The organism is Flectobacillus rivi (genome assembly GCF_030056655.1).
Classification (GTDB): domain Bacteria; phylum Bacteroidota; class Bacteroidia; order Cytophagales; family Spirosomataceae; genus Flectobacillus; species Flectobacillus rivi.
The window spans coordinates 96366-118605 of the sequence record NZ_JASHIE010000010.1 but is presented as its reverse complement, the minus strand read 5'-3'; the positions used below and the strand labels follow the sequence as shown (position 1 = coordinate 118605).

The 22240-nt window shown below is 37.3% G+C and carries 18 protein-coding genes; 15 read left to right on the top strand and 3 right to left on the bottom strand.

Annotated features, from left to right (window positions below; translation table 11 throughout):
- The first annotated feature begins 90 nt into the window (after window positions 1-90).
- From QM481_RS14855 to QM481_RS14840, 4 genes are all read left to right on the top strand, one after another.
- Complete coding sequence (locus QM481_RS14855; protein ID WP_166549933.1) at window positions 91-489, top strand: viral A-type inclusion protein; 399 nt, start codon at window positions 91-93, stop codon at window positions 487-489.
- Between the two features lie 32 nt (window positions 490-521).
- Window positions 522-1148: an SCO family protein gene (locus QM481_RS14850; protein WP_283382297.1), complete on the top strand. Its 627-nt coding sequence runs from the start codon at window positions 522-524 to the stop codon at window positions 1146-1148.
- A gap of 165 nt (window positions 1149-1313) precedes the next feature.
- Window positions 1314-1724 (top strand): c-type cytochrome, encoded by a 411-nt coding sequence (locus QM481_RS14845; protein WP_283382296.1) that lies wholly within the window; start codon window positions 1314-1316, stop codon window positions 1722-1724.
- A gap of 197 nt (window positions 1725-1921) precedes the next feature.
- Complete coding sequence (locus QM481_RS14840) at window positions 1922-3307, top strand: DUF4932 domain-containing protein (protein WP_283382295.1); 1386 nt, start codon at window positions 1922-1924, stop codon at window positions 3305-3307.
- 82 nt (window positions 3308-3389) lie between these two features.
- On the opposite strand, the gene aspS is transcribed toward QM481_RS14840, so the two are convergent.
- Window positions 3390-5153, bottom strand: a complete 1764-nt coding sequence (aspS, locus tag QM481_RS14835) for an aspartate--tRNA ligase (protein ID WP_166549929.1) — start codon at window positions 5151-5153, stop codon at window positions 3390-3392.
- 367 nt (window positions 5154-5520) lie between these two features.
- On the opposite strand from aspS, the gene crtD reads away from it, so the two are divergent.
- Complete coding sequence (gene crtD, locus QM481_RS14830) at window positions 5521-6999, top strand: 1-hydroxycarotenoid 3,4-desaturase CrtD (RefSeq protein ID WP_283382294.1); 1479 nt, start codon at window positions 5521-5523, stop codon at window positions 6997-6999.
- A 95-nt stretch (window positions 7000-7094) separates the two neighbouring features.
- On the top strand, window positions 7095-7568 hold the full coding sequence (locus QM481_RS14825; RefSeq protein ID WP_166549927.1) for a DUF4293 domain-containing protein: 474 nt from the start codon (window positions 7095-7097) through the stop codon (window positions 7566-7568).
- 177 nt (window positions 7569-7745) lie between these two features.
- Here the strand turns inward: QM481_RS14825 and QM481_RS14820 are convergent, their stop codons facing one another.
- Window positions 7746-8714, bottom strand: coding sequence for a KpsF/GutQ family sugar-phosphate isomerase (locus QM481_RS14820; RefSeq protein ID WP_166549926.1), 969 nt, complete (start codon window positions 8712-8714; stop codon window positions 7746-7748).
- A 127-nt stretch (window positions 8715-8841) separates the two neighbouring features.
- Here QM481_RS14820 and QM481_RS14815 point away from each other — a divergent pair, with 127 nt between their 5' ends.
- The 5 genes from QM481_RS14815 to QM481_RS14795 all read left to right on the top strand — a co-directional run bounded on the left by QM481_RS14815 (window position 8842) and on the right by QM481_RS14795 (window position 16056).
- On the top strand, window positions 8842-11196 hold the full coding sequence (locus QM481_RS14815; protein WP_283382293.1) for a RecQ family ATP-dependent DNA helicase: 2355 nt from the start codon (window positions 8842-8844) through the stop codon (window positions 11194-11196).
- 295 nt (window positions 11197-11491) lie between these two features.
- Window positions 11492-12775: a phosphoribosylamine--glycine ligase gene (gene purD / locus QM481_RS14810; RefSeq protein WP_283382292.1), complete on the top strand. Its 1284-nt coding sequence runs from the start codon at window positions 11492-11494 to the stop codon at window positions 12773-12775.
- Window positions 12776-13004: 229 nt separating this feature from the next.
- Complete coding sequence (locus QM481_RS14805; protein ID WP_283382291.1) at window positions 13005-14567, top strand: PSP1 domain-containing protein; 1563 nt, start codon at window positions 13005-13007, stop codon at window positions 14565-14567.
- A gap of 123 nt (window positions 14568-14690) precedes the next feature.
- Window positions 14691-15185: a gliding motility lipoprotein GldH gene (locus QM481_RS14800; RefSeq protein ID WP_166549922.1), complete on the top strand. Its 495-nt coding sequence runs from the start codon at window positions 14691-14693 to the stop codon at window positions 15183-15185.
- 238 nt (window positions 15186-15423) lie between these two features.
- Complete coding sequence (locus QM481_RS14795) at window positions 15424-16056, top strand: LON peptidase substrate-binding domain-containing protein (protein WP_283382290.1); 633 nt, start codon at window positions 15424-15426, stop codon at window positions 16054-16056.
- 345 nt (window positions 16057-16401) lie between these two features.
- Here QM481_RS14795 and msrA read toward each other — a convergent pair whose 3' ends face one another.
- Window positions 16402-17064: a peptide-methionine (S)-S-oxide reductase MsrA gene (gene msrA / locus QM481_RS14790; protein ID WP_283327999.1), complete on the bottom strand. Its 663-nt coding sequence runs from the start codon at window positions 17062-17064 to the stop codon at window positions 16402-16404.
- 153 nt (window positions 17065-17217) lie between these two features.
- On the opposite strand from msrA, the gene QM481_RS14785 reads away from it, so the two are divergent.
- From QM481_RS14785 to QM481_RS14770, 4 genes are all read left to right on the top strand, one after another.
- Complete coding sequence (locus QM481_RS14785; protein WP_283327998.1) at window positions 17218-17946, top strand: phosphatase PAP2-related protein; 729 nt, start codon at window positions 17218-17220, stop codon at window positions 17944-17946.
- A 45-nt stretch (window positions 17947-17991) separates the two neighbouring features.
- Window positions 17992-19227 carry a spore maturation protein gene (locus tag QM481_RS14780; RefSeq protein ID WP_283382289.1) on the top strand — a complete coding sequence of 412 codons (1236 nt, stop codon included), beginning with the start codon at window positions 17992-17994 and terminating at the stop codon, window positions 19225-19227.
- A 127-nt stretch (window positions 19228-19354) separates the two neighbouring features.
- Window positions 19355-20620, top strand: a complete 1266-nt coding sequence (locus QM481_RS14775; protein WP_374760914.1) for a nucleotide sugar dehydrogenase — start codon at window positions 19355-19357, stop codon at window positions 20618-20620.
- A gap of 312 nt (window positions 20621-20932) precedes the next feature.
- Window positions 20933-22207, top strand: a complete 1275-nt coding sequence (locus QM481_RS14770) for an oligosaccharide flippase family protein (protein ID WP_283382287.1) — start codon at window positions 20933-20935, stop codon at window positions 22205-22207.
- Window positions 22208-22240: the final 33 nt, after the last annotated feature.

Here is a 22240-nt window from a genome sequence, read left to right as displayed (position 1 = left end):
GGAGCAAACATCCCCTTTTTTTGTTGTTTGATTCTATCTAATCACCAAACACCCTTTGCTAGTTCACAGAACGATATATTTTAAATGCTTATGAAAAAGATTATTATTCCAGTGTTGTTCCTGCTTGGAGCAAGTTCTTGTCAGAAAGCGCAACAAGAAGATCAACAAAAAAAACTCATCGATGAAGTGATTGCGGTACATGATGAAGTAATGCCCAAAATGGATGAAATCATGACCCTCAAAAGCCAACTCGACAGTGTAGCTAAAGTTTCGAAAGACTCAGTAAAAGCACGTGATTTGTTTATTCAGCTTGATTCTGCCGATATTAAAATGTCTAATTGGATGGCTGAATATAATCCAGAGTCAGTGAAAGGCAAAGGCAATGAAGAGGTGATTAAATATCTCGAAAACGAGAAGAAAAGAATCAATGAAGTAAAAGATATTACCAATACAAGTATTACGAACGCCAAACAATTTTTAAGCAAATAATGCGACTATATTCATTAACAAAAAAAGCTTTAATGGTAGGTATAGCATTATTGGCTTGGTCATGCTCTGATGGCTCAAAAAAACTCCCCTATCTTGGTCAAAAAAGCGTAGAAACCAAAGTAGAAAACGGTAAAAGCATCACCGATTCGGTTTATCATACTATTCCTGATTTTAGCTTTATCAATCAAGATTCTGTAGTTTTTACGCAGAAAGACGTTGAAGGCAAAATTTATGTCGCCGACTTTTTCTTTACGACTTGTCCTACGATTTGTCCTAAAATGAAAACTCAAATGTTGAGAGTTTTTGAAAAATATAAAGACAATCCTCATTTCATGATTTTGTCACATACCATCGACCCTCGTCACGACACGCCGAGCGTTTTGAAAGAATTTGGACAAAACTTGGGGCTTGATTCTAAAAAATGGCAAATGGTGACAGGCGACAAGATGAAAATCTATGAACTTGGTCAAAAAAGCTATATGGTTACCGCTACCGACGACCCTACTCAACCAGGAGGAATTGTTCACAGTGGCGCCTTCATTTTGGTAGATAAAGACCGTCACATCAGAGGTATCTATGACGGAACTGTTCCTGAAAAAGTTGATAATTTAATCAAGGATATTGAAGTGCTTTTAGCTGAGCAATATCCACAAAAATAGCGTTGAAATGAGTTAATGGGCAAAATTAGATTAATTTTACCCGCAATAGGCATTAAGCTATATGCCGTAAGCTAAAGTATAAAAGTATTTTTAAGAAATTATTGATACATTTTGCCTAATGCTTACGGCTTACAGCCTAAAGCATATTAATATAGGTATATTCTTATGAAAAAATTCTTATTCGGTTTGTTTGTTACAACCTTGATGATGGCCTGCCAAAGTCAAGAAGAACTCAAGCTCAAACAATATTATATCGACGGACAAGCTTTGTACAAAACACATTGTGAAAACTGTCATCAAATAGATGGGAAAGGATTAGCAGGGCTATACCCTCCTATTAATGGTTCAGATTTTTTGAAAAAGAATAAAAATCGTATTATTTGTGGTATCCGCAATGGCTTAAATGATACCATTGTTGTAAACGGTAAAACCTATCACCAGCCTATGCCAGCCAACAAGCAATTACAAGGCATAGACGTAGCCGAAATCACCACCTATATTTATAACGAATGGGGTGGCGAAAAGACGATTACAGATGTCAAGGCTGTCAAAAAAATCTTAGATACCTGCAACTAATAGCATTTCGGTATTCGATAAAAACCTCGGAAGTAGCCTAGCTGACACTTCCGAGGTTTTATTTTTTATGATTCCATACATTTAATTTCCCATTCAACAATTTCTGTGTACATCTATCAAATCAATAGCGAATTCCATCTAAAACTTAGCTATTATCGTAAACTAAAATCGTATTACGCCCAAAACAACTCTCTCAAATGACTAAAAAATTATCCTTATTGCTTATTGCATCAATCATTGTTAGTTCATGCTCAGTAACAAAAAACTGGAAAAGTGAGCACCCTCATGACAACTTTATTAAAGCCAGTTTTGATGAATTTACAGGGACAGAAAAACTAAAATTTCCTAAACAAACCAACGCCTTAGTTTATTTAAGCTCATCGACAAATACTTCAAAAGGTAAGGTTGTACTTGCATCGAACAATACAATACTGTCAACATCCCATAAAGTCAATCATCAGAAAATTAGTTTGTCACAATCTCAAGTATTAAAAATTTCTGGGGAGAAAGCACAAGGTTCTTTTGCATTGCTATATCCGACTTTAATCGAAAAGAAAATTCAGGTAGACTATCATCAAAATATTGAATTGCTAGGTTTATGCTATACACTGCTAAATCTAAGCGACTTTAATGAAATTCCAGATGACCAAACTTTTGAGATGAATGGAGAGAAAGTGAAAATCAAAGATTTGTATGCACTCACTACCAAAATTGGCAACGAGTTTAAGCCTTTTTTAGCCTCAAAAAACTTAGCTGTCATAAAAACTTTCTTTGATAAAGACTTTTATCTCCATAACTCTAATTTTTTATTACAACTCGACAATTTTCCTAATGCAACATTGAGCGAAGATAATCCCTTTTTAAGCCATTACTCATCAAAAGCAGAAGCGGAAAAGCTAGTTAATGCCTTCAATGCATTTGCTATTGAAATTAATTTTCAAGATTTCTTGAAAAGATACAGTCCGTACTATCAAAAAATGATTCAGGAAGTGGAGCATAATATTCCTCAAGAAAGTTTCATTGTTGAGATGGAGCACATATATGGGAAGAGTGTTCAAAACTATCGACTATATCCTAGCCTTACGATTCCTTTTGGGCAAGGTTTTGCTGCAGGTAATGCCAATACAATTGGTAATATTTTTGCCTCTTTTAACAAGCCTAAAGAAGTGAACCAAATATCAAATCTTCAATTAGGATATGGCAATCCTGTTTCGTTACGAGATATTTGTGTACACGAGTTTGGTCATTCTTTTGTTAACCCAGCCATCGATAAAGTTGATGAAAGCTTGATACAAGACAAGGAATCTTTATTTGAACCTATCAGAGGTAAAATGTCAGAACAAGGATACAGCCAGTGGAAGATATGCCTTTATGAGCACTTCAATAGAGCTAATGAGGTTATCATTGCTAGATTGCTTGGGGATAATACCAAAGCAGATATGATTTATCAAGATAATCTCAAAAATAAATCATACATCTACCTTCCCCAAATTGTAGAGAAACTTGAGTATTGGTACAACAATGAATTTTTAGACAAAACTTATGAACAAAAAGTAAGTGATATTATTGCGGAATTGAAGTAATGTCACCTATATAAAGTTTTAGCAACAAAAAAACGGCAAAGAATAGCTCTTTGCCGTTTTTTGTTATTTCAAGAAATCAAAACTATACAATAGTTTTGATTTTTAATTCATCCAATTGTTTTGCATCAATCGTAGATGGAGAGTCAATCATTACATCGCGTCCTGAGTTGTTTTTCGGGAAGGCGATAAAGTCACGAATTGAGTCTGAACCACCAAACAATGAGCAAAGACGGTCGAAACCAAATGCCAAACCACCGTGAGGAGGAGCGCCGTATTCGAAAGCATCCATCAAGAAGCCAAATTGGTGCTTCGCTTCTTCATCAGAGAATCCAAGTGTTTCAAACATTTTAGCTTGAAGGTCTTTTTGGAAAATACGAATTGAACCACCACCTACTTCAACACCATTGATAACCATATCGTAAGCATTGGCACGGATTTTACCTAAATCACCAGATTTCAAGAATTCGATATCTTCTGGCTTAGGAGACGTGAATGGGTGGTGCATGGCAAACCAACGATTTTCTTCTTCGCTGTGCTCCAACAATGGGAAGTCAACAACCCAGTGTACCGAGTATTCGTTAGGGTTACGCAAGCCCAAACGGTTACCCATTTCCAAACGCAATTCGTTTAATTGCTTTCTTGGTTTGTCGCCATCACCACACAAAATCAACAATAAATCGCCTGGCTGTGCATTTGCTGCTTCAATCCATTTTTTCAAATCCTCTTCTGAGTAGAATTTATCTACCGAAGATTTGATTGAACCATCAGCATTGTAACGTACATAAATCAAGCCTTTCGCACCAATTTGAGGACGTTTTACAAAATCAGTTAACTCGTCTGCTTGCTTACGAGTGTACTCAGCACAACCTTTTGCATTGATACCTACTACTACTGATGCGGCATCGAATACTGGGAAGTTTTTACCAGAAGTTAAATCAACCTCTTCGCTTTTCAACTCATAAAACTCCATACCAAAACGAATATCTGGTTTGTCAGAACCATAATACTTCATGGCATGAGCATAAGTCATACGAGAAATTTCATTGATTTCAAGACCTTTCAAGTTTTGGAATAACTGGCGAATCAAACCTTCGAACATTTGAAGAATATCTTCTTGCTCAATGAAGGACATTTCGCAGTCGATTTGAGTAAACTCAGGTTGGCGGTCTGCACGTAAGTCTTCGTCACGGAAACATTTAACGATTTGGAAGTAACGGTCAAAGCCCGATACCATCAAAAGTTGCTTAAATGTTTGAGGAGACTGAGGCAAAGCATAAAACTCACCTGGGTTCATACGTGATGGAACTACAAAGTCACGAGCACCTTCTGGCGTAGATTTAATCAAAACAGGTGTTTCTACTTCGATAAACCCTTGCTTGTCGAGGTACGAGCGTACTTCTTGAGCCATTTTATGACGTAAAATCAAGTTCTGGCGAACAGGATTACGACGTAAATCAAGGTAACGATATTTCATACGAATATCATCGCCACCATCTGTTTCATCTTCAATTAAGAATGGAGGAAGTTTAGCAGGGTTCAAAATGCTCAATTCCGTTACCTTCACTTCAATATCTCCAGTAGGTAATTTATCATTTTTCGAAAGACGCTCAACTACAGTTCCTGTCACCGAAATCACAAATTCACGTCCAAGTGAACGAGCAGTTTCGATGGCTTCTTTTGGAGTTTTACCCTCTTCTAACATCAATTGGGTAATACCATAGCGGTCACGGAGGTCAATCCAAATCATACCACCTTTGTCACGAGTACGTTGTACCCATCCACAAAGCGTTACGATTTCGTTTACGTTAGCGATACGAAGTTCGCCGTTGTTGTGAGTTCTTAACATAAGTTTTTGATACGGACGGTATTGTCCGTCTATGTAATCTCTTATTTATGAAAAAATATGGACATACCTGTCCGAGCTAAATAATTCGCAAAATTACAGAATTTGTAGGGTGTCACCCAAAAGAATTTAAAATCTATTTGAGTAGAATCTGTAACTTTCTTTAGGATTAGTAAAAAAATGTCAAGATAGAAGAGTCACCTCACAAGTATTTGTAGGCTTGGAGAGGTCGTCATTTTACTTTTTACCAGAAAAAATCACATCTTAAGAGAAGAAAACAAACGTATAAGCCTCAAACATTCTTACTAATCAGTAGTTTCATAAAAGGAGGAAAAGTGATATTTGAAGGAAGAATGCTAACACAAAAAGAATGAAAAGAGTCGCAATCATAGGAGCAGGTATTGCAGGAATCGCGTCGGCGATTCGCTTGGCGCATAAGGGTTATGAAGTAGAAGTTTTTGAGGCTAATGAATATGCTGGTGGAAAACTCAGTAGTTTTGAGCAAGATGGATACCGATTTGATGCAGGTCCATCCTTGTTTACCCTACCACATTTGGTAGAAGAACTATTCCAGTTAGTAGGGAAAAAAGCGTCTGATTTTTTTGAATATGAGCGACTATCCACCATTTGTCATTATTTCTGGGAAGATGGAACTAGACTAAATGCCTACGCAGAACCTTCCAAATTTGCTCAAGAAGTAGAAAAGATTCTGGGTATTTCGGCTTTGAAAGTAGAACAATTCTTAAAAGATAGTGCTTTTAAATACGAAGTGTTAGATGGCTTATTCTTACAAGATTCTTTACACAAGTTATCCACATGGACTTCAAAAAAGGCCTTACGAGGTTACCTCAATCTTCCTAAACTTGGCATTTTCGGAACGATGAATCATGCCAATGAAAAGTATTTCCGACATCCTAAACTGGTACAACTTTTCAATAGATACGCCACTTATAATGGTTCAGACCCATATCAAACTCCTGCAACATTGAATATTATTCCACATTTGGAATATAATGTGGGTGCTTTTTTCCCTAAAAAAGGAATGGTTGATATTACCAATGTACTTGTCGATTTGGCAAAATCAATCGGAGTGAAATTTCATTTTCAATATCGTGTAAAGGAAATTCTTACTCAAAATCAACAAGTAAAAGGAATTCGTGTTGCATCTCAGGATAGAGAAGAGCAAGAACAAGAACTATTCTTCGACAAGGTAGTTTCTAATATGGACGTTACTCATACCTATCGCAAGTTATTACCACAATCGCCTCATCCAGATAAGCTACTAAATCAACCTAAATCTAGTTCGGGTGTGATTTTTTATTGGGGAGTTAAAAAGTCTTTTCCTGAGTTGGGACTTCATAATATCCTGTTTAGTGATGATTATCGCGAAGAATTTCGAGTGATGTTTGAGGATAAAAAAATCTTCAATGACCCTACGGTATATATCAATATTAGCTCCAAACACAAGCCAGACGATGCACCAGAAGGTTGTGAAAACTGGTTTGTACTCATTAATGCACCAGCCAATGAGGGGCAAGATTGGGATAAGCTAATTCAAGACCTTCGACAACAGGTAATTCAAAAAGTTTCGAGAATATTGTCTTGTGACTTAGCTTCTTTGATAGAAACTGAGGCTATTTTAGATCCAAGGAGTATAGAGCTGAAAACATCTTCGGCGCAAGGAGCTTTGTATGGAAACTCTTCTAACAACAAATATGCGGCTTTTTTGAGACATGCGAATTTTTCAAAAACCATCAAAGATTTATATTTTGTGGGAGGAAGCGTACATCCTGGCGGAGGAATTCCATTGGCTTTGTCTTCTGCCAAAATCATGGCAAAGGAACTTTGAAATACCCACTTGTTTACTTAATTAAAGTTTCGGAACTTTGCCAAATCAAAACAAACCCTGTGGGTTTTTGAAAAACAAGATTTAGCTATAACAAAATGATTCAACGTACACAAAGTCTTTTATTGGCATTAATAGTAATTGCCATGGGAGTTGTAATTAGTAGTCCAGTTTGGGAAAAAAGTAGTGCTGCACTCAATCAAAAAGTCGTATTGACAGCCAAAGCTTTAGAACATACACAAGGAGCTACTACTGTGAGCTCAAGCACGATTTATATTGCAATTTTGGCTGGATTGGCAGCGCTAATTGCGGCATTTTCTATTTCTCAGTACAAGAAAAGAGTATTGCAAATGTCTTTAGGAGCCTTAAACTCGGCAGTTTTGGCGGGTGTATTAGGCGCTAGTTTTTTCAATATTTTCAAAGAAGGCATTCCTCTTTTCGAACCAGAAAATCAAGGAAACTATGCTTTAGGCTTTTATGCTGGCGTATTTGCCTTATTAGCAAATATGATTGCGAATCGTCTAATCCGTCGCGATGAAATGCTAGTGCGCTCAGCAGATAGAATGAGATAGATTCGATTGTAGATTTTGGATATGTAATTTCAGATTTTTCTGAGTATTACGAATCAAATACAAACGAAAATCCTCGTTGAGAGTATAGAAGTTCTATATTCTCAACGAGGATTTTCGTTTAATACTTGAATAATACCTCAATAATAAATCCGACTTCCGCAATCAGAAATCTAAAATCTAAACTAGTCCTTCTTTCAGCAAATCATGCAAGTGCACAAAACCAATAGGTTTTTGATTTTCTAGTACTACCAAAGAAGTGATGTTTTTCTCCTGCATTACTTGAAGGGCTTCTGTTGCATACGCATCAGGTTCGATTGTTTTCGGGTTAGCGGTCATAATATCTTTCGCTTCCAAACCTGTCAAAACCTCGTACTTATTCAACATTCTACGAACGTCACCATCGGTAATAATACCTGCCAAAGTACCGTCTGCATTCACAACGGCAGTTGCACCCAAACGTTTCGAACTGATTTCGACAATAGCATCTTTGATAGAGGTATTGTATTGAACAATCGGTAATTCATGATTTGGATAAATATCGCTTACTTTCAAGTACAATTTTTTACCTAAAGCTCCTCCAGGATGATATTTAGCAAAATCTGTACTACTAAAACCACGGCATTCCAATAAACATACAGCCAATGCATCGCCTAGCGCAAGTGCCACAGTTGTACTAGTTGTTGGTGCCAGATTAAGTAAGTCAGCTTCTCTTTCGGCTAAAGCATGTAAAATAAAATCAGCGTTTTTCCCTAAATACGATTGGGGGTTTGAAACCATCGCAATGAGTTTCACCCCTGTACGCTTAATTAAGGGCACAAGTACCTTAATTTCAGGAGTATCTCCAGATTTAGAAATACACATAACGGTATCTCCATCTTGAATCATTCCGAGGTCGCCATGAATAGCATCGGCAGCGTGCATAAACAAAGCTGGCGTACCTGTCGAATTAAGCGTTGCAACGATTTTTTGAGCAATGATTGCAGATTTACCAATACCTGTAATCACAAAGCGACCACGACTGTTAAGTAAGTGATTTACACATGATTCAAAATCTGAATCAATTTTATCAATAATTTTTTGGATCGCTTCGGCTTCTTCCTGCAAAACTTTTTTTGCTGTTGATTGAATATTTTTTACTAATTTCAATTTTAGAAACGGTTTTTAATGACTGGTTTTGTATTAATTTTAGTGCAAAGATAAACTATTATATAAGTACAGTCTCACAACCACCAAATATCAATTTTATTCATAACCTCAAATAAGTTTGAAGACAATGAGTGTTAGTCAAGAGACCACCGACTTGTTGAAGGAAAAACTCAAAGAAACCTTCGGTTACAGCCAGTTTCGTGGCGAGCAGGAAGATATCATTAAGAATACTTTAGCAGGAAAAAATACTTTCGTAATTATGCCGACAGGGGCAGGCAAGTCATTGTGTTATCAATTACCAGCCATAGCCACTGAAGGGACTGCTATTGTTATTTCGCCATTGATTGCATTGATGAAAAACCAAGTGGATCAGATGAACGCTTTTGGTATCAATGCGCAGTTTTTGAACTCGTCGCTCAATAAGGCTGAGATGACGAAAGTAAAAAATGACGTAATCAGTGGTCAAGTGAAATTGTTGTACATTGCTCCTGAGTCTTTGACCAAAGAGGATAACCTTGCTTTCTTGAAGCAAGCCAAAATCTCTTTCGTAGCCATCGACGAAGCGCACTGTATCTCCGAATGGGGACACGATTTCCGCCCAGAATATCGTCGAATTCGCAGTATTGTCGAAAGCTTAGATAGTACTTTGCCAATTATTGCGCTCACCGCAACTGCAACACCAAAGGTGCAACAGGATATTCAGAAAAACCTGAATATGGATGATGCTACTTTGTTTAAGTCGTCTTTCAACCGCAAGAATTTGTATTACGAAATCCGTGCTAAGCGTGATGATATTGATAAACAAATTATCAAATTCATCAAGGTGAATCACGGTAAGGCAGGGATTATCTACTGTCTGAGTCGCAAAAAAGTTGAAGAAGTAGCCGAGGTATTGAATGTAAACGGTATCAAAGCGCTTCCTTATCATGCAGGCTTGGATAGTGACATTCGTATGGCCAACCAAGAGGCTTTCTTAAACGAGGAGGCTGAAGTAATGGTAGCAACGATTGCCTTCGGAATGGGTATCGATAAGCCAGATGTTCGTTTTGTAATCCACTACGATGCACCAAAATCATTAGAGGGATACTACCAAGAAACAGGTCGTGCAGGTCGCGATGGTTTGGAGGGTATTTGTATCATGTTCTATGCAAAAGAGGACATCAACAAGCTGGATAAGTTTAACAAAGACAAAACTATCAACGAGCGCGACAATGCCCGTATGTTATTGAACGAGATGGTATCCTACTCTACTCTAGGAGTTTGCCGTCGTCGTCAATTGCTCCACTATTTCGGAGAGCAAGTAGAAAAAGATTGTGGCTATTGTGATAACTGTAAAAAACCAACACCAAAGTTCAAAGTAGAACAAGAGGTAGTTTTGGCATTACAAGCAGCCATCATGACAGGTGAGCGTTTTGATGCACAACACTTGGCAGATGTATTGCTTGGTCACAAAAACCAGTACGTAACAAGCTACGAGCATCATAAATTAGACATTTTTGGAAAAGGGAAAAGCTACTTCAAACTTCAATCCGACGATGATGAGGATGAGGAGGATGAAGAAGACGAGGAAGTAGAATACTCAGATGAAGAAGATGAGGATGGAAATCCGATTCCGAAACCCAAAGCTAAAAAAGCGCCAAAAACAGCTAAGAAAAAAACACAGCAGCAAGAACCTGTAGAACAATGGTTATCGGTTATTCGTCAAATCACTGTTTTAGGCTACTTAGAAAAAGATATTGAAAACTACGGTATCTTAAAAGTATCTGAAAAAGGTCATGCTTTCTTGAAGGATTCTTTCCCATTAACGCTTTCGAAAGATCACGACTACGAAAACGAACATATTGAGGAAGAAGACGAAAAAGAATCATTGGCTGGTGGCGGCGGTTCGTACGATGCAGCATTGTTCGAATTGTTGAAAAACCTTAGAAAGAAAATTGCGAAAGACAAAAACTTGCCTCCTTACGTAATTTTCCAAGACCCTTCACTCGAAGAAATGGCCACAACATATCCTACTACCAAAGAGGATATGGCTCAGATCAACGGTGTGGGTATGGGTAAAGTAGTGAAATTTGGTCGTCCATTTATTGACTTAATCAAAAAGTACGTAGAGGACAACGAAATTGAAACTGCTACTGAGGTAGTCGTAAAATCGACAGTTAATAAGTCAAAAATCAAAATTCATATTATCCAACAGGTAGATCGTAAAGTAGATTTGGACATTATTGCCGAACAAAAAGAATTGGCAATGGAAGACCTAATCGAAGAAATCGAGCATATCTGTTATTCGGGAACAAAACTCAACTTGGATTATTATATCAATCAAGTAGTTGAGCCAGACAAGCAAGACGAAATCTATGATTATTTCTTGCATGCCGAAACCGACAATATTGCAGTAGCATTAGATAAATGTGGAATTGATGATATTACAGAGGAGGAATTACGCTTAATGAGAATCAAATTCTTGAGCGAACTTGCCAACTAGATTATCAAAAAAACTATTACGAAGAGGTATTAAGAAAACCTTGTTCAAGCATTTTAAATAAACAAACTATAGGTTTAAGGAATAAAAAGTCGATAATATTTGTTGGCAATTTATGACTTCAAACACATCTTCAAAATCTTCCAATTAATAAGATTCTGATAGTTTTGTTAAAAATGCTGAGCTAGGATTTCATAAATGCCTCTTTGTGCGTTAATTTTGCTATCCCTTTGTACTCAATTCAATTTCAAACAAATAGTCTTATTTAAAGGCTGTTTATTTTAGATTAACCAATTCAATGAACATACTAATTTTAGGCTCGGGCGGACGTGAACACGCATTTGCTTGGAAAATCGCTCAAAGCCCCCTTTGCGAAAAATTATTCGTAGCTCCAGGTAATGCTGGTACAGCTGCTATTGCTACAAACTTGGCTGTTGGCTTCAATGATTTTGAAAAAATCGCAGAGCAAGTTTTAGAAAATCAAATCGAACTAGTAATTGTTGGTCCTGAAGAACCACTTGTAAGAGGTGTTCGTGACTATTTCCAAAGTCGCCCAGATTTACAACATGTTTTGATGGTAGGACCAGACTCGAAAGGGGCAATGCTAGAAGGTTCGAAAGATTTTTCGAAAAACTTTATGGTAAAATATGGTATTCCTACTGCAAAATCACAGACTTTTACGAAAGATACGCTAGAGGATGGTTTAGCATATTTGGCTACCCAAAAACTCCCTATTGTATTAAAAGCTGATGGACTAGCAGCAGGTAAAGGAGTTATTATTGCCCAAACATTAGAAGAAGCTCAAACATCACTTTCTGAAATGCTTGTAGATGCCAAATTTGGTGATGCTAGTAGCAAAGTGGTAATTGAAGAGTTTTTGACAGGTATCGAACTTTCGGTGTTTGTTCTTACTGACGGAGAATCGTACAAAATTCTTCCTGAGGCAAAAGATTACAAACGTATCGGCGAAGCAGATACAGGTTTGAATACAGGTGGTATGGGAGCTGTTTCGCCAGTGCCTTTTGCTACCGAAAAATTTATGCAATCTGTAGAAGAAAATATCGTTAAACCTACACTAACTGGCTTACAGGCAGAAGGTATTAAGTATAATGGCTTTATCTTCATCGGTTTGATGAATCACGAAGGAGAACCTATCGTGATTGAATACAACGCACGTATGGGCGACCCAGAAACAGAGGTTGTTCTACCACGTATCGAGTCAGATTTATTAACTCTTATGATAGCAACCGCTAAAGGCGAATTGGGGCAAGCAGAGTTCTCTGTAAGCAAACAGCACGCCGTAACTACAGTAGTAGTAGCAGGTGGCTATCCGGGTGACTATAACAAAGGTGATGTAATTGTAGGTTACGAAAACGTAGAAGATGCCTCAATTTTCCATGCTGGTACAAAACTAGATGGAAACCTTGTCGTGACAAATGGTGGTAGAGTAATGGCTCTGACTGGAATGTCTAATACATTAGAAAGAGCTATCCAAAAATCACAGAAAGCGGCAGGTACTATCTCATTTGAAGGTAAGTATTATCGTCGCGATATTGGTTTGGACGTGCTCAGGTATAGTTAGTCGCTGAGTCTCTTAAAGAATGGAAAGAATTACACAATGCTAGAGGCTATCATGTATCAGTCGTTTCTGAATTTACTTAAAGACAGAAACGTTAGCTTGTGCGCCATCTTTATACTTTAAGAGGTCAGTGTTTCACTGAGTTTTGAGCCATAGTAAAAAAGATTTCAGGAAATATATTCCAAAGTCAAACCTTACTTATCCTCATTATCTCGTTCACTTTTGAAGATATATGGGATGCAAATCATGTTCCACAGGTAGTTGTGGTACTCGTAATAACAATGGTGCTGTAAGTGGCTGTAAAAATAACGGTGCTTGTAGTACAGGTGGGTGTAATAAAATGAACGTATTTGACTGGCTGTCAAATATGGAAGTACCCGCATTTAGTAAGTTTAATATCATTGAGGTAAAATTTAAGGGTGGTCGCAAAGAATATTTTCGAAATGTTAATCAAATCGAATTATATGCAGGCGACCCTGTAATTGTAGATGTGCCAAACGGTCATCATCTTGGCTTTGTTTCGCTTCAAGGTGAATTAGTTCGCCTCCAAATGCTGAAAAAGAGCATCAAAGATGATGAAAATGTTCGTGTGGTTTATCGCAAAGCCAATGATAAAGACTTGGAAAAACATGAGCAAGCTATCGCTCGTGACTTGCCAACGATGTATCGTACTCGCGAGATTATCAAAGAACTAAAATTGGACATGAAGTTGTCTGATGTAGAGTTCCAATCAGATAATACCAAAGCGATATTCTATTACTCGTCCGACGACCGTGTAGACTTTCGTGAGCTTATCAAAATTTTGGCAAGCGAATTCAAAGTTAGAGTAGAAATGAAGCAAATCTCTTTGCGTCAAGAAGCTGCTCGTGTGGGAGGAATTGGCGTTTGCGGTCGCGAACTTTGTTGCTCGACGTGGTTAACGGACTTCAAAAACGTAACTACTTCGGCAGCTCGTTATCAAAATCTTTCATTGAATCCTGTGAAATTATCAGGACAATGTGGTCGTCTGAAATGTTGTCTCAACTATGAACTTGAGACTTATATGGACGCCCTCAAAGATATTCCAACTATCGAGAAGCCCCTACAAACGTTGAAAGGCGAAGCGCTTTTACAAAAAACTGACATCTTCAAACGTGTCATGTGGTTTGGTTATCGTGGTGAAGAAAGTAACTGGATTCCAGTGACGGTCGATAAAGTGAGAGAGGTGGTTGAACTAAATGAAAAAGGTATCCAACCTCAATCTTTAGACGTAATGGAGAGCACACCAGCAGCTTTAGATTTAGATAAGGCAACTTCTGGTTTGAATGCTGACTTGGACAAAATGGACAAGAAATACAGCAACAACAAGAAAAAGCCTCATAATAAAACTAAACAAAACGATAAACATCAAGAGGTTAAATCTGAGCGCAGAGAACACAAGCATGAGAGAAAAGATACTCGTCTGGATGTTTCTGACAAAAAAGATAAAGCTGTTGTTGTAGATAAAAAGCCGCAGCAACAACCTCAAAACAATAACCAAAAGGGTAATAACCATCATAAGCATCAAGCTAATCATAATAAAAACCCTCAGGCAAAAACACAACCACAACAGCCAAATAACGCTCCAAAGGTTAATCCAAATCAAGGGAATAACCCTAATAATCCACAACAAGGAGGACAGCAAGCAAAACAGGCTCATAAGCCTCAGCAAAACAATCCTCAAGGAGCTAATAAAAATGGGAAAGGAAATCATAATCGTCCGCCACATCAACATAAAAATGGCAAGAATGATAACAATAAACCTTCTCAAAGCTAGTTGAAAGAGTAATACCCATTTTCACAAAATAGAAGGTGAACTCATTATATAAATAAAAAAGGAGTTTGGGCGAGAAATGAAACATTTCAAATCCAACTCCTTTTTTTAATCCATCGTACTCTTATGTTCCTCAAAAGTTTGAAATCGAAAATTTTTATTGGAAGTATTTTATTGGCAACGGCCATGTCAGCTTGTGATTCAAATACTATTTTGAAAGATAATTATAACATTGCTGACGCCAAGTGGTTTATTAAAGATACCCCCGAATTCGAATTCAACGTCGATGATACAACAACGACTTATAATGTGTTTTACAATGTTCGTAACAATCGTTCTTATCCGTACTATAACCTTTATCTAACGCATTATTTATCAGATGATAAAGGAAAAGTAATTCATCAAAAATTGGATGAATTAGTACTTTTTGATCCAAGTACAGGTAAAAAATTAGGCGAAGGCTTAGGCGATGTGTATGATCATAAAATTTTAGCTTTTAAAAGTTTTTCTTTTCCCAAAAAAGGAAAGTACAAAATTCAGGTAAAACAATATATGCGTCAAAATCCCCTTGCTGACATTGTCAGCGTAGGTTTTACCATTGAAAAAGCAGGCATTAAATAATAATACTGAATTTTGAGTTGTGAATGTAAATTTTCAATACTTTATATCCACAATTATCTAATTTAAGTTTGTACGATTACTAAAGTAATAAGGCAAAATAAAATTGCATTATTGGGCTTTCGGTGGTCGGCTATGGCACTTGGTAAAATGTCTCTAAGGTTTCCTGAGAATTTAGCCTAATACCTACTGCTAACCGCCAACAGTACATACCCATTAGTTTTAAGTAGATACTAATCACATGCAAAAGTTTTTACCACTGTTTCCGCTCAATTTAGTGGTTTTTCCTTTGGAAGACCTCAATCTTCATATTTTTGAACCTCGCTATCGCCAGTTGATCAAAGATGCTATTCAACAAGACTCAACCTTTGGAATACCAGCATTTATTGAAGGTAAAATGCAAGGTTTTGGGACAGAGGTGAAGATTACTTCGGTTTACAAAGTATATGATGATGGTAGAATGGATATCAAAACACAAGGTGTTCGTGTGTTTAGAATTCTAGATTTCCAAAATCCAGTAGAAGGTAAATTGTATGCTGGAGGAGAGGTCGAAGCCCTAAAAGATCCAGAAATTACTCCCCCCGTTTTACCAAAATTATTGGAGCAGATTAATGACCTTTATTTGCTTCTTGGAGAAGACAACAAATTCAATATCCAAAAGCCTCAACCTTATTCTTTCCAAATAGCCCATAAAATCGGTTTATCTATAGAGAAAGAATATGAGTTGCTCAAAATGCCAACAGAAGCCGAAAGACAGGCTTATATCTCCAAACATTTAGAAAAGGTTTTACCAGTTCTACAAGAACTGGAAAGAACCAAGGAGCGTATTCGTATGAATGGGCATTTTAAGAACTTAGACCCACTGAATTTCTAGGAAAATTCACGGGATGAAACCATGAGTCATCTCGAATTTAGCGATTTAGTGATTGAGCGAATGAGTGATTATTCTCACAAGTAGGGACGCAAAGCATTGCGTCTAAAGAAGTATCATTCTGGAATATAGTATCAAACATGAGTCATTCCAAATTTTTAGGATAGGGATTATGCTCCAAGCTTTTATCAAAAAAGGGGTCGAAAAATAAATTTCGACCCCTTTTTTGATAAAAACTATGCTAGATATGACTTGGCTTAAGACGCAATCATTGTGTCTCTACTGCGAGAATACAATTTTTAAATTAATCACTCATTCGCTAAATCACTAAATTAGGAATGACTCATATTAATGCTTCAATTTATCTTTGAAGGCCTTTTTAAACTTATCTAGCTTTGGCTTAATTACAATTTGGCAATAAGGTTCATAGCCATTTTGATTGAAGTAATCTTGGTGATAGTTTTCGGCTGGATAAAATTTTGTAAAGGCACTAATTTCAGTCACGATAGGATTTGGAAAAACGTGCTCGGCATTAAGTTTTTCTTTCCAATATTCTGCCAGTTGTTTTTGTTCGGCATTATGGTAAAAAACTACCGAGCGATACTGCGTTCCTTCATCTGCTCCTTGGCGGTTCAAGGTAGTTGGGTCGTGTGTTTTCCAGAAAACTTCTAGAAGCTCTTCAAAAGTGATTTTTTGAGGGTCATAAATTACCTGACAAACTTCGGCATGTCCAGTAGTACCAGTACAAACAGCACGATAGGTAGGATCAGGAACCGAGCCTCCAGAATAACCAGATACAACTTTTTCGACTCCTTCGAGGTTTTGGAATACTGCTTCTACACACCAGAAGCATCCTGCACCAAAAGTTGCGATTTCTGTTTTGCCACTCGGTTTATCTTTTTCTTTGTTCTCCATTTTAGTATTTTTCTGATTTTCAGGTTTTTGTGCACATGAAATATTTACTACTAATGTTAATATTCCAAGAACAATGGCACTAATTTTTCTTTTCATAATTGATAACATTTAAAACTTGATGTAAGTTTGCAATCTTTTTATAGTTGTTTTGTCATCTTTCCGACAAAACGCTACAACGACTCGATAATCTTCTCATGATTTATGGATAACGATTTGTTAACACAAAAACCCAAAACAACATCTCAAGAAATGAAAAAACTTTCCTACTTTCAGGCATTTGCAAAGAGTTGGAAAGAAGGTTTTCAAACCATCGATTTTAGCGTAAAGATAATTCTAACCCTAGGGATTTTAATTATTGGTGCTACGCAGTTTCCGAGTTATTTGAACCATATCCAAAAACGACCAGGAGCCGCTCTTGAGGATTTAGTGTTGAACGCCTTGCCTTCAATAGACGTATCTGTACCCATATTTACGGTATTGTACAGTATTTTGATTTTCTCATTAATACAAAGTCTAAAAAAGGCCGAAGTGTTTTTACTTTATGCTATTACTTACGTTTGCGTGACGATTTTTCGTATGGTAACTATCACTTTAGTGCCACTCGATGCGCCCGTGGGATTAATTAATTTGGCAGACCCTTTTGCTGAAGCAGCGGTGTATGGTACGGCTTCGCCTGTAACCAAAGATTTATTCTTTTCGGGACATACCGCTACAATGGTGCTCATTTGGATTATTGTAGAAGGGCGTATTGCTAAAATCTTGGCTGGTATCGCCTGTATTTTAATCGCTTTTTTCCTACTTTTACAACATGTACATTATACCGCCGATGTGATTGCTGCATTTGCTTTTACTGTTGCTTCGTATGAATTGGCTAAAGTAATCAAACAGTGGCATTGGATTCCATTTTCGGCGGTAATGCTAACCTTGTTTGCCTTACTTTTGGCAGTATTCCGCCATGCAGCAATTATGTACCCTTAAGGCTGATACTTGTCAATAAACATATACAAATCCCAACCTGATAGAATGGCTCTTAATTACCTCTGGATTGCATTTTTTTTGATTGCCTTTATTGTGGCTTTGCTTAAGTTGATTTTCTTGGGCGACACCGAAATCTTCAAACTGATTGTCGACGGTATGTTTGACTCAGCAGAAACTTCGGTCATGAACATTGCACTTCCATTAGCTGGGGTAATGACGTTCTTTATGGGCTTGTTAAATATTGGCGAAAAAGCTGGGGCCATCAACTTTTTGGCTCGTATTGTTGGACCATTCTTTAATCGTCTTTTTCCTGAGGTTCCTAAAAATCACCCAGCGAGTGGGCAAATGATTATGAACTTCTCTGCCAATATGTTAGGGCTCGACAATGCTGCTACACCTTTTGGACTAAAAGCAATGCAGAGTTTGCAAGAGTTGAACCCAAGCAAAACCGTAGCCTCTAATGCTCAGATTATGTTTATGGTTTTGCACAGCGCAGGACCCGTTTTGATTCCACTGAGTATTATGGCACAGCGTGCAATTTATGGTGCCAAAGACGCTTCTGACATTTTTATCCCATGTTTGATTGCTACCTATGTTGCTACGGTTACAGGCTTGCTATTTGTCTCTTTCAAGCAAAAAATTAATCTGTTAGATAGAGTCATTATCACTTGGTTGGGAGGTATTACAGCTGCTATCGGGCTATTGCTTTGGTATTTATCAAGCATTCCGAAAGAACAAATCGAAATCTTTTCGAAGGTATCGAGTAATATGATTTTGTTTGGGCTCATCATTTCATTTTTGCTTGGTGCATTGCGTAAAAAAGTTGACATTTTTGACGCTTTTATCGAAGGTGCAAAAGGTGGTTTTGAGACTTCTGTTCGTATTATTCCTTATTTAGTAGCCATGTTGGTAGCTATTGGAGCATTGCGTAACTCAGGAGCTTTGACTTGGATTGTTGATGGCATGAAATACCTTTTTGCCCTAACAAGTATCAATACAGACTTTACTGATGCCCTTCCCACAGCTTTGATGCATCCATTGAGTGGCGGTGGTTCAAGAGCCATGATGATTGATACGATGAAAACCTTTGGCGCAGATTCGTTTGCGGGCAGATTGGCTTGTGTGTTCCAAGGTTCGGCAGATACGATTTTTTATGTGATTGCTTTGTATTTTGGTTCTGTCAACATCAAAGAAACACGTTACACTCTTTGGGCTGGTTTGACCGCAGATTTAGCTGGAATCATCACAGCGATTCTGGTGAGTTATTTGTTTTTCCACTAAAAAAATAAATTGATTACCTTTGATTTTCATTGTCGTAGCTGCAATTCGGTTTTTGACTAAAGTATAAAGACAAGCTTTCAATTATACTGACTTTTTGGTTTTTGATTTTCCATAAAATTATCTCAAAATATTGGACTTAAGTACAAGTAAAATAGCAATAATCGGTCTTGGATATGTAGGGCTTCCATTGGCTGTTGAGTTCGGGAAAAAATTTCCAGTGATAGGTTTTGATATTAATCAAAGTCGTATCGATGAACTTTCAAAAGGTTATGACCGCACACAGGAAGTAGAGACCGATAATTTACAGTCTTCTACTCTATTGAGTTTTTCGGCCAATATCAATGATTTGGTAGATTGCAATGTGTTTATCGTAACCGTACCTACGCCGATAGATCGTTTCAAAAAACCTGATTTGATTCCTTTAATCGCTGCCAGCAAAACCGTAGGAAAAGTCCTTCGTAAAGGTGATGTTGTGATTTATGAATCAACGGTATATCCAGGTTGTACGGAAGAAGATTGTGTGCCGATTTTGGAAAAAGAAAGTGGTTTGGTATTCAACCAAGACTTCTTCTGTGGCTATTCTCCAGAACGTATCAACCCAGGAGATAAGGTAAATACTTTGACCAAAATCAAAAAGGTTACTTCTGGTTCAACTCCTGAAATCGCCCAATTTGTGGATAGCCTTTATAGTTCAATCATCACAGCAGGTACTTACTTGGCGACTTCTATCAAAGTAGCAGAGGCGTCGAAGGCGATTGAAAATGCCCAGCGTGATGTCAATATCTCATTTGTGAATGAATTGGCTTTGATTTTTGATAAAATGGGAATCGATACCACCGAAGTATTAGAGGCAGCAGGGACAAAATGGAACTTCCTCAAATTTAAACCAGGTTTGGTTGGTGGTCACTGTATTGGGGTTGACCCTTATTATTTACTTCACAAGTCCGAAAGTTTGGGGTATTATCCTCAAGTGATTCTTTCAGGTCGTCGTGTCAATGATAATATGGGGATTTTTGTTGCCAACAAATTAGTGAAGTTATTGATTAAAAAAGGACATAAAATCGATGGTTGTAAAGTCTTGATTTTAGGTGTCACTTTTAAAGAAAACTGCCCAGATATTCGCAACTCTCGTGTCATTGATGTGTATAACGAACTAAAAGAGTTTGGAATCGATGTGGATGTATATGACCCTTGGGCAGACAAACACGAAGTTTCGGAAGAATATGGCATTCAGTTGCTCGACCAATTGGGCACTGACTACGAAGGTATTTTGCTATGTGTATCGCACAACGAGTTTGCAAGCTTAAACATTGATGCACTCAAAGGTGAAGACGCCGTGATTTATGATATTAAATCTTTCTGGGACAAATCATTCTCCGACGCGAGATTGTAGGGTATTGAGTGAATTGGTGAATTGTGATTTAGTGATTGATTTTGATGAAAATCAGTAGAGACGCAATACTTTGCGTCTTCAATAGCTATAAATATGAGTCATTCTTAATTTTTAAATTAGGGCTATTCTCAAAAAAAGCGGTCGAAAATTGTTTTCTCGACCGCTTTTTTTGATACACGGTTTTAGACGCAAATTTCGACTCTACTTCTAGCATACAACTAATAAAATAATCACTCATGCACTCAATCACAAATCACTAAATTTGGAATGACTCATGTTTTATTTTAGGCTTCTCATACATATCCTCTAACAATGAAGTTTTTTGCTACGATTCGAAATACCTTTCATGAATACCGAGGTGTTATTCGCAACTTCGTGGCGTTGGCATTTTTGCAAGCGACTAACCTATTAATTCCTCTTTTGTTAATTCCCCTTTTACTTCAACGTATTGGCTTGGCTCAGTATGGAGTTGTGGCGTTGGCACAAAGTACCATGCTATATTTCTATGTCTGGGTTGATTATGGCTTTAGCCTTTCTGCGGTAAAGACTTTGAGTGAAAAGCACCGTCAAAAAGAAGATTTAGGTCAACTTTTTTATGAAGTGAGTTTATCCAAAATAATCCTTCTTATCTTAGGTTTTGGTATTTTACTGATGATTTTACCCTTGCATCCTACCCTTGCGCATAACACTAAATTGATTCTTGGAAGCTATATAATGGTCGTAGGTCAGGCGCTATTGCCTATTTGGTTTTTTCAAGGAGTTGAAAAAATGCCTTGGGCTACTTATGCCAATTTTTGCTCAAAAATCCTTAGTGTTAGTTTGATTTATTTATGGGTATATAGGGCATCTGAAGCCATTTGGGTAAATGTGATATTAGGTGGAAGCAATATCTTGATTGGAGTTATTGCCAATATTTATTTGTCAAAAAAATATCAGTTGGTATTCCAGAAACGATGGTTGAAGGGTATTCCTAGACAACTAAAAGAAGGATTTTTCTATTTTACCTCCCATTTTTCGGTAAGTCTGTATATGCACTCTGGTATTATCCTATTAGGGTGGTTTGTCAATGAGCAAATGCTTGGGGTCTATAGCATAGCCGAAAAAATAGCGCTTTTGCTTCGTCAAGTTTTGGTCATGTTTTCACAAGCTATTTATACACAACTTTGCCATATTCTCACACAAGGGTATGAAGCGATGCAGTCATTTTTGCGAAAACTATTCTTGCCTTTCTGTATTTTGGTCGGAATTGGATGTTTGGTATGCTGGTTGGGAGCACCACTGATTAGTACGTTGGTAAAATTAGAAATTTCAGAAAAAAGTCTGTTTATTCAATTGGTGAGATATATGGCTTTTATACCTGTAATTGTGTGTATCAATATCCCTTTTTATCAGCTATTACTTATCTCAGATCATGGAAAAAGTAGTACGAAGATTTTATCTTGGGGAGCTTTGGTATGTATCTTGTTAAACGTTTTGCTAATTCCTTATTTCTCGGTACTTGGTACTGCTTTAGCGCTATTAGTTACTGAAAGTATGATAAGTGTTTTAGTAATTATGAAAGCAAAAAAATACTTTTTTAGAGGGTAAGTTAGCTTACTATCCGACTGTCCAAAATCATGA

Bases quoted from the DNA above. Each gene is read 5' to 3' on its own strand.
- QM481_RS14840 (WP_283382295.1), top strand. From the start codon at position 1,922: ATGACTAAAAAATTATCCTTATTGCTTATTGCATCAATCATTGTTAGT.
- aspS (WP_166549929.1), bottom strand. From the start codon at position 5,153: ATGTTAAGAACTCACAACAACGGCGAACTTCGTATCGCTAACGTAAAC.
- QM481_RS14850 (WP_283382297.1), top strand. From the start codon at position 522: ATGGTAGGTATAGCATTATTGGCTTGGTCATGCTCTGATGGCTCAAAA.
- QM481_RS14795 (WP_283382290.1), top strand. From the start codon at position 15,424: ATGCAAAAGTTTTTACCACTGTTTCCGCTCAATTTAGTGGTTTTTCCT.
- QM481_RS14845 (WP_283382296.1), top strand. From the start codon at position 1,314: ATGAAAAAATTCTTATTCGGTTTGTTTGTTACAACCTTGATGATGGCC.
- crtD (WP_283382294.1), top strand. From the start codon at position 5,521: ATGAAAAGAGTCGCAATCATAGGAGCAGGTATTGCAGGAATCGCGTCG.
- msrA (WP_283327999.1), bottom strand. From the start codon at position 17,064: ATGAAAAGAAAAATTAGTGCCATTGTTCTTGGAATATTAACATTAGTA.
- QM481_RS14805 (WP_283382291.1), top strand. From the start codon at position 13,005: ATGGGATGCAAATCATGTTCCACAGGTAGTTGTGGTACTCGTAATAAC.
- QM481_RS14800 (WP_166549922.1), top strand. From the start codon at position 14,691: ATGTTCCTCAAAAGTTTGAAATCGAAAATTTTTATTGGAAGTATTTTA.
- QM481_RS14780 (WP_283382289.1), top strand. From the start codon at position 17,992: ATGGCTCTTAATTACCTCTGGATTGCATTTTTTTTGATTGCCTTTATT.
- QM481_RS14825 (WP_166549927.1), top strand. From the start codon at position 7,095: ATGATTCAACGTACACAAAGTCTTTTATTGGCATTAATAGTAATTGCC.
- QM481_RS14855 (WP_166549933.1), top strand. From the start codon at position 91: ATGAAAAAGATTATTATTCCAGTGTTGTTCCTGCTTGGAGCAAGTTCT.
- QM481_RS14770 (WP_283382287.1), top strand. From the start codon at position 20,933: ATGAAGTTTTTTGCTACGATTCGAAATACCTTTCATGAATACCGAGGT.
- purD (WP_283382292.1), top strand. From the start codon at position 11,492: ATGAACATACTAATTTTAGGCTCGGGCGGACGTGAACACGCATTTGCT.
- QM481_RS14785 (WP_283327998.1), top strand. From the start codon at position 17,218: ATGAAAAAACTTTCCTACTTTCAGGCATTTGCAAAGAGTTGGAAAGAA.
- QM481_RS14815 (WP_283382293.1), top strand. From the start codon at position 8,842: ATGAGTGTTAGTCAAGAGACCACCGACTTGTTGAAGGAAAAACTCAAA.